The organism is Blautia sp. MB18-30, assembly GCF_023669475.1.
In the GTDB taxonomy this organism is placed as follows: Bacteria; Bacillota; Clostridia; order Lachnospirales; family Lachnospiraceae; genus Blautia_A; species Blautia_A fusiformis.
Window position 1 is genome coordinate 11,459 of the sequence record NZ_JAMOYY010000021.1, and the last position, 12,989, is coordinate 24,447.

10 protein-coding genes are annotated in these 12,989 nt (G+C 46.3%); all 10 read right to left on the bottom strand.

Annotation, left to right across the window (positions count from 1 at the left end; genetic code table 11):
• Positions 1–17: 17 nt before the first annotated feature.
• The 10 genes from NCY57_RS10770 to NCY57_RS10815 all read right to left on the bottom strand — a co-directional run bounded on the left by NCY57_RS10770 (position 18) and on the right by NCY57_RS10815 (position 12,959).
• The gene (locus NCY57_RS10770; protein ID WP_173740341.1) at positions 18–2,501 is read right to left on the bottom strand and encodes a transglutaminase domain-containing protein; all 2,484 of its coding nucleotides are present in this window, start codon (positions 2,499–2,501) and stop codon (positions 18–20) included.
• Positions 2,501–3,247: a copper homeostasis protein CutC gene (locus NCY57_RS10775; protein WP_015525380.1), complete on the bottom strand. Its 747-nt coding sequence runs from the start codon at positions 3,245–3,247 to the stop codon at positions 2,501–2,503. The genes NCY57_RS10770 and NCY57_RS10775 overlap by 1 nt, the downstream gene beginning before the upstream one ends.
• A 28-nt stretch (positions 3,248–3,275) precedes the next feature.
• On the bottom strand, positions 3,276–4,037 hold the full coding sequence (locus NCY57_RS10780; protein WP_129974701.1) for a DeoR/GlpR family DNA-binding transcription regulator: 762 nt from the start codon (positions 4,035–4,037) through the stop codon (positions 3,276–3,278).
• A 420-nt stretch (positions 4,038–4,457) separates the two neighbouring features.
• A complete protein-coding gene (locus NCY57_RS10785) occupies positions 4,458–5,771 on the bottom strand; it encodes a M28 family metallopeptidase (RefSeq protein ID WP_250789658.1) in 1,314 nt (437 codons plus the stop codon).
• A 207-nt stretch (positions 5,772–5,978) separates the two neighbouring features.
• Complete coding sequence (locus NCY57_RS10790) at positions 5,979–6,668, bottom strand: C40 family peptidase (RefSeq protein ID WP_173758288.1); 690 nt, start codon at positions 6,666–6,668, stop codon at positions 5,979–5,981.
• A 730-nt stretch (positions 6,669–7,398) separates the two neighbouring features.
• Positions 7,399–8,256, bottom strand: a complete 858-nt coding sequence (locus NCY57_RS10795; RefSeq protein ID WP_129974698.1) for a YitT family protein — start codon at positions 8,254–8,256, stop codon at positions 7,399–7,401.
• A 178-nt stretch (positions 8,257–8,434) separates the two neighbouring features.
• A complete protein-coding gene (locus NCY57_RS10800; protein ID WP_021651179.1) occupies positions 8,435–9,277 on the bottom strand; it encodes a Cof-type HAD-IIB family hydrolase in 843 nt (280 codons plus the stop codon).
• Positions 9,278–9,437: 160 nt separating this feature from the next.
• Positions 9,438–11,117: a glycoside hydrolase family 13 protein gene (locus tag NCY57_RS10805; RefSeq protein WP_059086276.1), complete on the bottom strand. Its 1,680-nt coding sequence runs from the start codon at positions 11,115–11,117 to the stop codon at positions 9,438–9,440.
• 199 nt (positions 11,118–11,316) lie between these two features.
• Positions 11,317–12,147 (bottom strand): PTS system mannose/fructose/sorbose family transporter subunit IID, encoded by an 831-nt coding sequence (locus tag NCY57_RS10810; protein ID WP_015525374.1) that lies wholly within the window; start codon positions 12,145–12,147, stop codon positions 11,317–11,319.
• Complete coding sequence (locus NCY57_RS10815; protein WP_173739404.1) at positions 12,144–12,959, bottom strand: PTS mannose/fructose/sorbose/N-acetylgalactosamine transporter subunit IIC; 816 nt, start codon at positions 12,957–12,959, stop codon at positions 12,144–12,146. The genes NCY57_RS10810 and NCY57_RS10815 overlap by 4 nt, the downstream gene beginning before the upstream one ends.
• Positions 12,960–12,989: the final 30 nt, after the last annotated feature.

Consider the following 12,989-nt stretch of genomic DNA (forward strand, 5'->3'; position numbering starts at 1 on the left):
TATATCCGTTATATCTGTCACAGCAGTCTCAGCAGCATATCTCCGGTTCCCACATTGTATCCGCTGGTTGCATAGATCCCATTCAGGCTTTTGTTTGTCACAATGATCAGCGGAAGCTTATCCGGATCTACGTACATTCTTCTTCCCAGTGTATTGATGATCTCTGAAAAATCATCATATAAGATCTGAACATCTCCAAGCTTGCCCAGTGCTCTTGAAAGGGTAGGTGTCTCCAGCGCTTTTTTGCTTTTTACTACAAAAATGATCCTATTCGCATATCGGGAAAAAGCTTCTTCCTGCTCCATCATCTCATTTAAGATATGCTCCGTCGGTTCTTTCTCCTCTTCCAGAAACGCCAGGATATGCTTCCCATCTGCCGTCAGTTCTGACGCCTTCACGGTGCTTCCATCTTCTTTTCTGAGAGTAAATTCCGGTATGGAGATATTCTCCAGCATATCTTCCAGGTTTGCATTCCGAAATGCCAGCTCCACCCTCTTCATTTCTCCGATCTGAACCTCAAAATAATACTCCGCTGCAAATATATTTCCATTTGGCAATCTGTTTGAGGTAAGGATCCTGTAATTTCCCGCTTCCAGCGGCAGCTTCATCACCTGATCTCTGAAATTTTCGGCTTCCAGCTTCCGTGTGATATATTTTCCGGCTTCCAGTTTTGCGATGCTCCAGTTCTGGAAATATTTCCACTGTGTATCCGCACTTGCCTTCAGAAGGATCGATGCCTTTTTCTCCGTTTCCGCAGATACTGAGATGAATTTTCCGTTTTTCATATACTCCATGGAACGGTCATGAGGGTTCAGGCGTGCCGGAATCCCCAGTGTTCTCGCCATTGCCACAAAAAGGATCTTCTTTGACAGAATGCTTCCTGTTCCCGTTTTCAAACATCCGGACGGCGTGGTGATCACACTGCTGCGTTCTTTCTCCGGACTGGAAACGATCTTATCCTCAATCCACTTCCAGATCTTCGCCGGTTCCTTTTGCAGCATATTTTTTTCTTCTTCCGACAGTTGCTCAAGAATCGTTTTTCTGTATTTCTGCAAAACTTCATCGTCAACTCTCGGGTTCAGTACATATGGTACAAAAATATCTGCATCCATGTTTTTTTCATACGGTAATGCAGATTTCAGGTGCTCCTCCAGAACCTGGCTGATACAGTCTGTTCTGTCTTTCTCTGTGAGGACTTCAAGGAGTTTTTTTCTCATTGAAGAATCTCCAGTTTCTTTTTCCAGGAATTTCCGACACTCCAGATTGCTCAGGTTTCTTACCTTCTGTTCCCTGTAAGCGTTTGCCTCTGCCAGACGTCTGCTGCCTCTTTCCTTCTGCTCCGATGTTGGCATATCTTTATTTACAGGTGCATCATGAGGTGCGATCATATCGATCTCCGTCCACTCCTCATAAAAAATACCCTTTTCCTTTCCTACGGGCATCAGACAGATCTCACAACAATCCTCTGTTTTTGTATCCATGCTGTTTTCTGCATGCAGCCATTCTCCATCTGCATACATCCTTGCAGAAATATGGATACTTCCAAGCCCTGTTGTCAGGCTGACTTTTCCCAGACTGTCGGTTTTCAGTTCTGCGATCGGGGCATATTCCGAATAATTCAGCACCTCAAAAGAAACTTCTGCACCTTCTGCCGGTTTTCCATGTGAATCCTTTACGGACACAGTGATCTCTTTTGTCAGTGCATATCGTTTCAGCTCGTTGAGCATAGTCACCATACCATCTTTGCCGATCACTTCTCCCTCCGGGATCATGGTATCAAAAACTCTTGAATGGACCATCATGGCCCTTGAGGAAGCGTTGGTAAACCATCCCTTATTCAGGATCTCCTCCGGCTCACAGGCTCCCAGAAAATACCAGCTTCCATCGCACCAGATTTCCACCCACGCATGATTGTCATCACAATGAGACCACTTTGGTGCATATACCTGACGGGCAGGTACACCAACACTTCTCAGTGCATTAACGGTAAATACAGATTCCTCTCCGCATCTTCCGTTTCCTCTGCGGTATACGGCAAGTGCAGACAGGGTACGATCATCTGTACAATGATAGGTAGCCTCCTGTGCACACCAGTAGTTCACCTCCAGGGCAGCTTCCCGGAAGCTCATTCCCTCAGTTCTCTCTCCGATCTCCCTGCGGAAAAATGTACGGCAGGGTGCGATCTCCTCCTCATTTACTCTATGAAACAGCACATAATTCAAAAAGATTTCCTCCGGCAGCTCTGCCACCCCGGAGTTTTCCTTCCATAAATATACGCCATTCTCCGCATAATCCAGAAATACTTCAAACGCGTAATTTCCGATATCACTGTACGGCATGAACGCATATAAATATTTGCACGCCAAAGCCACTTCGTCTATGCATTCCGCAAGCTTTTTATCAATCTCCGCAAAAACCTGCGGTAACCCCATCATCTGCTCCCGATATTTTTTTTCGATCCGATCACGGTTTTCTTTCAGAAAAATCTTCCCCTCAGCCATTATAATTCCTCCAGAACTTTCTTTGCAGCACGAACATTTTCAATATCTGTACGCCATATCTCATATTCACTGAATGTCGGAAGTCCCATATTGACACCTTCCTTGCGAAACTGCATCGCACTGTCCGTTACAACCTTGCCGCTCATATGATAAGCCTTGATCCCGGTAAGAGGATAAAGCTGGCGGATCACTTCCGCACCGACGCCACTCCCCGCCTGGATGGTGATACGTCCCTGACTCCTGGTTTCCAGTTCCTTCAAAAGCTCCGCACCCTGAAGGCAGGTATTCTTCTGTCCGGAGGTAAGGATCGTATCGATTCCCAGAGAGATTGCCTGTTCCATAGCCTCGATCGGATCTGCGCACACATCAAAAGCCCTGTGCAGCGTAACAGACATATCTCCCGCCGCATCCATCAGCTCTTTCATCTGTTCCATATTCAAGGTGCCATCCGGTTTCAGGATACCTACCACGACACCCTCCGCTCCCATTTTGCGGAAATCCTTTACGGCATTTCTTATCATAGAAAATTCCGCATCTGTATAACAGAAATCTCCAAACCGCGGACGGATCAGCGCATGGATCCGGATATCTGAACGCTTCCTTATTTCCTCAAAAAGCCATGGGCCGGGAGTTGTCCCCCCGATGATCAGATTGCTGCAAAGCTCCAATCTGTCCGCACCACCCTCGGCTGCTGCCATGGCGGATTCCACAGAATCCACACAGGTTTCCAGAATATAGTCTTTCATGTAAAAATCCCCCTTTGTTACTGTCTGCTCAGAGTAATTTCACTCCGGTATTCCTCAGTATGTTCACAATGGTATCATCCGGAAATTCATCGGTAATGATCCCGCTGATATCATCAAAATGTGTATATTTATAAGATTCGTTAAAATAAAACTTCTCTCTCTCCATAACCACATATTTATGTCTGCTGCTCTGCACTGCCGCCTTCTTGGTCAATCCATCCTCCACTCCGGATGTAGTAACTGCAAAATCTGTCATATCCACGCCACAGCTTCCCAAAAATGTCCGGTCAAAGCTGTACTGCTTGATCACCTCAATGGCCGCAGCTCCCATAAATCCATTCACCGAACGGTACATAGTTCCCCCTGTGCCTATGGCCGTGATAGACGGATTCGCAGCAAGGATCTGCAGGATATCGATCATATTGCTGACAACCACAACATGCATACCCGACGAAGCGATAAGCCTTGCCAGCTCTATATTTGTAGTGGAAACATCCAGAAAGATCGTTTCGTTATTTTTGATCAGCTTGAAGGCTTTCGCAGCAATCACTTTCTTCTTATCAAGATTGTACATACGCCTGTCTACTACGTTTCTCTCCAGAGGATACTCCTGTGACAAGATCGCTCCGCCGTAAGTCCTCTTTAATCTGCCTGCATTTTCAAGGATCTTGAGATCCTTGCGGATACAGTCCTCCGTAACCTGAAACATCTCGCTTAATTCTTTGACCCTGACTTTTCCTTTTTCGCGGAGACATTTCTCTATTGCATTCTGTCGTTCTTCTGTAAACATGGTCCTATCTCCTCATTCCTGATTTTTCTGTGATAAAAGTTCCAGAAATCAATACTCCGCAAAACAATATCCGGCGCATTGATCCCTGGAAAGCCTGTGATTTCAGTATAACAGTTCGATATCTTACTGTCAATTATTTTGTATTATTTTTTATTGTTTTATCGTATTTTAATCAAATCAAGTAATTCCACTGGTTCAATTGCGAACCTCCGCTTGCCCCCTGTTCCGGGAATCCCTTACAAAGCTGCAAATATCCCCCTGACTCAAAGCCACATGTTCCCTTGCGGAATTATAAAGGTCAATAAACATTGAAAATATTGAATAAATTATGAGGACTTGTCTGTACTCTTCCCGAAACAGACAAGTCCCCACAGTTCCATAACAAATATCCAGTTATGAGCAGATAAAATCAGATTTTTACTATCTGCACATATATTCATCCAGCTCTCCGATAAATTTCTCCGGCATCTTTCTCTCAAACGGGAAAACCTCCGCATTCCCCAGTTCATCTGCAATACATCCCAGAAGGATCGCACTTCTCTCCAGCGACCAGGCAGACAGCAGATCAATCGTATCATAACGAGTATGCATGCCAAAACCATCCCGGTTCAGAGTCATGGCCGGAATTCCCTTCCATGCAAAAGAATTGGAATCACTTCCCCAGATCTGATTCTTCGCAGACGCTCCGATCCCTGTTCCGTCAGCGATCTCAAGAAGCTTATCACAAACAGAAGCCTCTCCCGTCACTCCCAGAACATTTCCTCCGATCAGCTGCCCGGCCAGATCTACATTCATATTAAAACGATGCGCTCCAAGCTCACTCTCATGAACTCTGATATAATCCCGGCTGCCCAGCAAACCCTTCTCCTCAGCACCAAACCACACAAATTCCATAGTCCTGCGCGGTCTATACTGCTGAAAATATCTGCAAAGCTCCATGATGATCGCTGCCCCAGCCATATTATCATAGGCTCCCGGTCCCTCCGGCACCGAATCATAATGCGCCGTAATCGTCAAGATCTCATCTTTCTTATCCGTACCTTCGATCCTCGCCACTACATTACGGGATCTGCACGCCGTCACATCCTGTTCCACAACCAAGCACACCTCAGACGCACCCTCCGTCACCAGCTCCACTGCATCCTTATAATGAAGATTCGCCCCCGGAATCCTGCCACTATATTTTTCCTGCATCTTGTGAATATCCTCTGCAGACTCCGACAATCCTTCTGTCTCTTCTGCTGCATCCCCCGGAAAGATCATCGGCAGGCTGCGCTGACAGGGAACCCTGTCCACTCCTTCATCCAGCGGAGAACCCTCCACACTGATAAAACCAACAGCTCCGGCGCTCACCAGTCTCTGATACACATCACCACTCACCCGGCCATTCACCATAACGATCTTACCCTTCGCCCGGGAAAGACTGACAGCATCCCCATTCTCCACATACAAAAAATCCGCTTTCAGACCTTCTGCCCCAGTATTTCCACATCTTCCATACCCGGTCACCACATACTCCTTCTGATAAGGCTCCACAACCTTAAGCACCGCTCTGTTGATCCGAAAATCCCAAAAATCAAACTCCTCCATCCGATTCTTCACTCCGAAGCTGTCCAAAGTATCCCGGATCATCTTCGCCGCCTTCACTTCCCCCGCAGTACCCGCTTCTCTGACAAAATCAAACCCGGCCAGAAACTCCATCTGCCGCTTACCACTGATTTCCTTTGTATTCATAACCCCACAACCTTTCTGAATTTTATCTAAGTCCCCACCCACTGCTTATTGCTTTTCGCAACCCCGCAGGAGACTTACTTGATTCGGTTAAATTATACACTATTTTTCTTCAAAAAAACTGCCCGCAGCTATTTTTCAGCCAACCCGGCCAAAAAATCTCCGCAGACAGTTTATATTTCACATCTATAAATCAACCGTATCTTTATCCTACTCCACAAACGAACCAACCGCAGCCGGAGCCCGGTAATCATAGTCAGAAACCTTGATCCCTGTAGCCGCTGTACTGGCGTGAACGATCTTGCCATCACCAATATAAAGAGCCACATGATCAATACAACCCTCACCATAAAAAACCAGATCACCAGCCTCAATATCCGCAACACTCTTCTTCTCAGAAGCCGCACACTGAGCCGCAGCAACACGAGGAAGCTCATACCCAAATTCCGCAAACACAGACATCACAAACCCCGAACAATCCGCCCCGTTAGTCAGACTCGTACCGCCATAAACATAAGGATTCCCCACAAACTGCAGCGCAAAATCCACAATCCCCTGCCGCATCTCCAGACGCGCAGCCTCAGCAGCCTTCCGCTCCTCTTCCGCCTTACGCGCAGCCTCAGCAGCCGCTTCAGCCTCAAGCCTCTCCTGTGCGATCACCTCAGCCTCAGCCTTCGCCTCCTGATACCCCTGAACCTCAGAAACCGTCTTATCCGCCAGAGCACTGGCAAAAGCAGAAATAGAATCCGCACCATCCGAAAAATCATCCTCAATAGAAAGCTCCTCCACATCTCCATCAGACACAGCACTGACACCATCCACATCCGCAAAAACAACAGAAGGAACCACACCCACAAGAACAGCACTCAGAACAACAGCAGCAAATTTCTTATAAAACATAAACAATAAAACTCCTCTCAGAAAACCACGCAGCAGCACCCACCCATTCAGGCAGACATTCACAATCCACTTCGCCACGCTCCTCATTCGCCATTTTGTTACATTTTTATTAAATTTGTTACGTAAGTGTGTATCCTACCATAAAAACCCCCACCTGTCAAACCCCTTTCACAAAACCTTCACACACCAATCAGCCATCCAGCACAGCGACGATGGCTTCCACAGGAAACTCAGCCTTTCCTCCCAGCCATCCAGCGCAGCGCTGATGGCTCATCCAACTCCCGGGAATCCACTCAATCCTCCAGCCCTCATCAATCCCCACTTCCGCCAGTCGCCCCACACCCCCACCACTACCTCCCGCCCGGAACCGAACAGCCGGAGAGACGGGTGCCGGTTTGCTACGACTCTGCAGGAGGGGAGCTGATTCTTGGCTGGCGGAAATCTGCGTTGTTTTTAAAAAGTCCGCTGTCTGAGCGGCAGCAAGCCGCGAGTTCGGACTTTTTAAAAACGGTTTTAGCAGAATTCCGGCAGCCTAGAAGCCAGCCCCCGACGAAGCCCGGAGCCAACCGGCACCCGTCTCCCCGGCGTCCGGCATCCGCCATCCACCATCCACCACAAAAAAGAGCGCTCCCGCAGCCCATCCAGCCCGCAAAGAACGCTCTCCTAATTTCCATCAGCTTACAATCATACACAATCATCTACGATCAGCATACAACCCAATACGATCGCATCAAATATAACTCATAAACCCCTTCCCAACAACCTCACTACTCTTAGTAACCATCAAAAACGCCTGCGGATCCACCTCATCAATAAACCTCTGCAGCAACACCGCCTGCCTAACATCAACAACCGTCAGAATAATCTTCTTATCCTTATGCGAATAAACCCCCTCCCCATGATAAACCGTAGCACTCCGCTCCAAACCATTCATAATAAACTCACAGATCTCATCCGGCTTACTGGAAATGATCGTAAAATACTTATTCAGCTTCATCCTCTCAATAGACTTATCGATCAGCAACGTCTTAGCCATAAGCCCCAGTACAGAACAAAGCCCCGTAGTAAGATCAAACACCATAAACGAAACAACAACGATCACACAATCCACCGCAAACAATGCACCCGAAATATTCATCGTAGAATACTTCTTAATGATCATCGCCACAATATCCGTGCCACCACCCGAAGCATTCTCAAAAAACAGCAGCGCCGCAGCCACCGCCGGTAAAATGATCGCAAAGCAAAGCTCCAGCATAATATTCCCCGTCAGCGCCCTGTCCATAGGAAAAATCTTCTCAAACACATTCAAAAGCAAAGAAGAAACAACCGTAACATAAGCCGTCTTCACTCCAAAATCCCGGCCAAGAACAATAAACCCGATCACCAGCAAAATCAGATTGATCACCAGGTTGATCTGCGCAGACGTCATCGGAATAAAATGCGAAAACACAACCGCCATACCCGAAACACCACCAAAGGAAAAATTATTCGGAAACTTAAATACATAAATCCCCACATCCATCAGAACAACAGCAAATGTGATAATGATATACTCCATCACACGCTTTGGTATCAGATTTTTCATTAAAAAATATCCTCCTGATCTCCTCAAATAATTTTCACCGGTAACTACCAGTCAAAACCAGCAATCCCCGTATCCTCTTCGTTTATCATACCTTATATCACCAAAAATGCAAATAAAAAAAGACAGAGAAAAAAACATTTCCCTGTCCCTTATATCAACGATCACGATCAGCCACAGCTTACAGCCCGAAAAACCTCTCCAGAAATTCCGCCACACCATCATGGTCGTTATCTCCGGTCACCTCATTCGCTGCATCCTTTACATACTGTTTGGAATTGCCCATAGCAACACCGATACCTGCACCCTCCAGCATTTCCAGATCATTCTCATTATCTCCGAAAGCGATCACATGCATCCGGTCAATACCAAGCTTTGTGCGAAGCATGGCAAGACCCACACCCTTGTCCACGCCTGCTGCATTAAACTCCGCATTGCCGCTGATGGAAGTAGTCACTGCCACATCATCCAGATCCTTCCATTTCTCACGAAGTGCCCTGCTGGTCTCCATATCATCAAAATAAATATTGATCTTCTCTGCCTGATCCAGAATATCTTTCTGATGATAAAAATCCTTAACATATACATGTCTGCTGAGAAAATAATCTACAAAAGTTTTTTCCAGCAGATCTTTATCCACTACAGATGCCACATAATCTCTGGCATCCGCATCAGAATAGGCAATTCCGTTTGCATAAGCCTCTGCGATCCAGCCTTTTGCGCCGCTGTTTTCCACATCCTTCAGAATTTTACTTACCATTCCTTTTGGCATGGTTTTTCGCCAGATCATCTCATTTTTATCGTAATCCCAGACAACACAGCCGTTTTCCACGATTCCCCATTTCACACCCCGGAGCACAGAAAACTCCCGGGGGATCAGCTCTCTGGTCCTTCCGGTTGCAGGCACCACATAATGTCCGTCATCGATCAGACGCTGCAGAACATTTCTGTTCCTTTCAGAAATCTTATTCTCACTGTTCAGAAGAGTTCCGTCCATATCCACTGCAATGATATATTTTTCCATAAATTCCTCCTGTTTGTCTTCTCCTCACAGGCAAAAAGCGCATCTGCACTGCACCCGGATATCCTTTGGCAGTACAGATACGCACAAATACTCATACCTGCTCTCTGTAAAGCGGAGACTTTTCTTCCACTTTACTACTACATATACAACAGCTCAGGAATTACCGGATCCTCATCATAAACGCCTCGTACGGTCTTAAGTCCGCTTTGATCCCTGTTCTGTCCTTATAGTTTGCAATCTTAATATCCTCTTTATCGGACACATATTTTGCAAGACCTTCTGTACTTACCGTATCCTCAGAAAGGTTTGCCACCACGATCCACTGCTCTTTGTCGGAAGTTCTTAAATATGCAAAGATCTTCTCGTCTTCCGGAAGAAGGAGCTGATAGTCACCTTCTGTAAGAAGTTCTTCCTCATGACGAAGACAGATCAGATCCTTATAATAATAAAACACGGAATCATTTTTTTCCAGAGCTTTTTTTACATTGATCTCCTGGTAACGATCAGAAAGGCGGAACCATGGCTTACCGGTTGTAAATCCTGCATTTTCGCTGTCATCCCACTGCATAGGAACCCTGGCATTGTCACGACTCTTGTTCCATACTGCCTTGCGGAAATCATCCTCAGAAATGGTTTTGTTCTTAACGACAAGATCCTGATATGCATTACGAACCTCGATATCCTCGTACTCCTCCAGCGGGAACTGCACGTTTGTCATACCGATCTCCTCTCCCTGATATACATAAGGAGTTCCCTGCATACCATGGAGAACGGTAGCATAAGCCTTTGCACATTCCTCGCGGTAAGTAGTGTCATTTCCCCATCTGGAGATCACACGTGGCTGGTCATGATTTTCAAAATACAGAGCATTCCAGCCCTTGTTATAAAGCTTGTTCTGCCACTCACTCATAACACGTTTCAGATCACGGAGATCAAAAGGCTTCAATTCCCACTTTCGGTTTACAGAGCCCGGAATACGGTCGATGTTCATATGCTCAAATGTGAAGATCATATTCAGTTCCTCACGCTCCGGATCTGTAAACAGTCTTGCAACCTCCGGTGTGGAGCCCGGCGCCTCACCTACCGTCATACAGTCATATTTTGAAAGCACCTCCCGGTTCATCTCATGGATAAACTCATGAAGTCTTGGTCCGTTGCTGTGATATTTTCCTGTATAATACTTGCGACCATCCGTTTTCGGGTAATCCGGGAAGGACTGATCCTTGGAGATAGATGCGATCACATCCATGCGCCATCCGTCAGCACCTTTGTCCATCCAGAATTTCATCAGATCATAGATTTCCTTACGGACGGTTTCATTTTCCCAATTGAGATCCGGCTGTTTTCTGCTGTAAAAATGAAGGTAATACTGGCCGCGCTCTTCATCATATTCCCAGGCACTTCCACAGAAGCTGGAGCCCCAGTTGTTTGGCTCACTGCCGTCTGCTTTCGGATCCTTCCAGATATAATAATCACTGTATTTGCTGTCTTTTGATTTCCGGCTTTCCACAAACCATGCATGCTCATCGGAAGTATGGTTGACAACAAGATCCAGAATGATCTTGATACCATGCTCATGAGCTTTTCCGATCAGCTCATCCATGTCCTCGTTACTTCCGAAGCCCGCGTAGATCTTCCGGTAATCACTGATATCGTAACCGTTGTCGTCCTGTGGGGAGTCAAAAACAGGGCTGAGCCAGATCACATCGATCCCAAGGTTCTGAAGGTAGGGGAGCTTTTCAATAATACCCTTGAGATCGCCGAAGCCGTCTCCGTTGGAGTCCTTAAAGCTTCTTGGATAAATCTGATATACAACGGAATTCTTCCACCAATCTTTCATTTCTTATGTCTCCTTTATTTTGCATTGAGCAGATATTTATAATCCGTATTTGCTGCTTATTTATATCCGGTCAGGTGTTCTTCAACTGCCCTTTTTGCGGTCAGTTATTTCGATATAACTTTTTTTAGGCTTTTTTATAGGCGGACCCTATACGGCCCGCCTTTTCATAATTCTGATCTTTATTCCTTATCCTTAAGGCTTATGCAATTCCAAGAAGAGAGAGAAGGATGCTCAGGATGATAACACCGATGATCAGAACTGTGATGCTGACATTTTTCTTTTTCAGCAGATAGTAACACAGAAGAGTCAGTCCAAGGGGAACAATGCCGATAAAAATCTGGTCCAACATGTTCTGTAGATTCAGAACAGATTCACCCTTCATGGTGAGTTCATAAGTGGAGTTAAAGGTTACCATGCTGGCAGTCATACCGCCGACCATGATCAGACCTACAATGCTGGCAGCCTTTGTCAGGATGTTCATAAGACCGCTTGCATAAACCTTCTGGATGTATTCGGAACCAAGCTTGTAGCCCAGGAATGTTCCGTAATATTTCACAAGAATAGACGGAATGTTGAAAAGAAGCAGGAACACGATCGGTGCCAGAACATTTCCGGATGCACCAAGTCCTACTGCGATTCCGGCTGCGATTACACGGAGAACGCCCCAGAAAATGGAATCACCGATACCGGCCAGAGGTCCCATCAGGGAAGATTTCACCGCATTGATGGAGCTTGCATCAAAATCCTTCTGCTCGCTGTTTTTCTTCTCCATGGATGCCACAAGACCCATGATGAATGTAGATAAGGTGATGGTTGTATTGAAGTAAGACATACTTCTTGTGAGGGCAGCTTTTTTGCCTTCCTCATCGTTTTTGTAAAATTTATTGATAAAAGGCATCAGGGAATAGCAGAAGCCGGAAGCTCCCTGTTTTGCCGGGCTTACTGCCGCATACAGAGTAAAGGAACGCCAGAACGCTTTTCTCAGCATTTTTCTTTCATCTGCAGGAATGGATTTCGTTAAATTACTCATGAGAAAAATTCCTCCTCTTCTTCGTCAAGATATTCGTCAGCGCTACCGGCCGGTGAAACTGCTACTCTCTGTGCTGCAAGCTGATTCATCTTGTAATCGTTCATACCAATGGAAATGGCAATGATCACACCGATCACGGCAAGGGCGATCAGCGGAAGGTTTAAGTATGCTGCAAGGACAAATCCCAGGAAGTAGAACATGCAGATCTTGTTGTCCCAGAGCATTTTCATCAGCATCGCCATACCTACTGCCGGAAGAAGTCCACCGCAGACGGTCAGGCCGTTCATAACAACATCCGGGATCGCATCCAGAAGTGCGCTGACTGCGTCAGATCCGAACAGGATTCCGAAGAATGCGAACAGGGAATACAAAAACCAGTTTACAGCCCAGAGTCCGTAATGAAGGGCGATAATCTGTTTCTCCTTGCCCTCTGCTGCCAGACGGTCGAAAGTTTTTGCAAACATACCTACAATAAAAATGTAGAGAACGGTCTTGATCTGAAGACCAAGGATACCGATTGGAAGTGCAAGTGTCAGGGCAACCTCAGAGCCTTTGCCAAGCATGATGGCAAAGGCAGTTCCTACAGCTGTGGCAATTCCGGGTTCTGCTGCAGAAGCTCCGCCGATATTTACAACTCCCATGAATACAGCTTCCAATGAAGCTCCGATAATAACTCCTGTGTGAAGATCTCCAAGGAACAGACCTACCAGTGGCCCGATGACGATTGGACGGTTCAGCATAGTAAATCCGACCAGCTCTGCACCGCCGACACAGATAAATACGGCAAGTGCTACAAGAAATGCGTTTAACATTTTTTCTTTCCTCCCTTTTTTGTGCTACGT

What these genes read in the sequence shown, in the direction of transcription:
- NCY57_RS10805 (WP_059086276.1), bottom strand. Translation starts at nt 11,117, where the DNA reads ATGAAAGATTGGTGGAAGAATTCCGTTGTATATCAGATTTATCCAAGA.
- NCY57_RS10795 (WP_129974698.1), bottom strand. Translation starts at nt 8,256, where the DNA reads ATGAAAAATCTGATACCAAAGCGTGTGATGGAGTATATCATTATCACA.
- NCY57_RS10770 (WP_173740341.1), bottom strand. Translation starts at nt 2,501, where the DNA reads ATGGCTGAGGGGAAGATTTTTCTGAAAGAAAACCGTGATCGGATCGAA.
- NCY57_RS10780 (WP_129974701.1), bottom strand. Translation starts at nt 4,037, where the DNA reads ATGTTTACAGAAGAACGACAGAATGCAATAGAGAAATGTCTCCGCGAA.
- NCY57_RS10810 (WP_015525374.1), bottom strand. Translation starts at nt 12,147, where the DNA reads ATGAGTAATTTAACGAAATCCATTCCTGCAGATGAAAGAAAAATGCTG.
- NCY57_RS10800 (WP_021651179.1), bottom strand. Translation starts at nt 9,277, where the DNA reads ATGGAAAAATATATCATTGCAGTGGATATGGACGGAACTCTTCTGAAC.
- NCY57_RS10815 (WP_173739404.1), bottom strand. Translation starts at nt 12,959, where the DNA reads ATGTTAAACGCATTTCTTGTAGCACTTGCCGTATTTATCTGTGTCGGC.
- NCY57_RS10790 (WP_173758288.1), bottom strand. Translation starts at nt 6,668, where the DNA reads ATGTTTTATAAGAAATTTGCTGCTGTTGTTCTGAGTGCTGTTCTTGTG.
- NCY57_RS10785 (WP_250789658.1), bottom strand. Translation starts at nt 5,771, where the DNA reads ATGAATACAAAGGAAATCAGTGGTAAGCGGCAGATGGAGTTTCTGGCC.
- NCY57_RS10775 (WP_015525380.1), bottom strand. Translation starts at nt 3,247, where the DNA reads ATGAAAGACTATATTCTGGAAACCTGTGTGGATTCTGTGGAATCCGCC.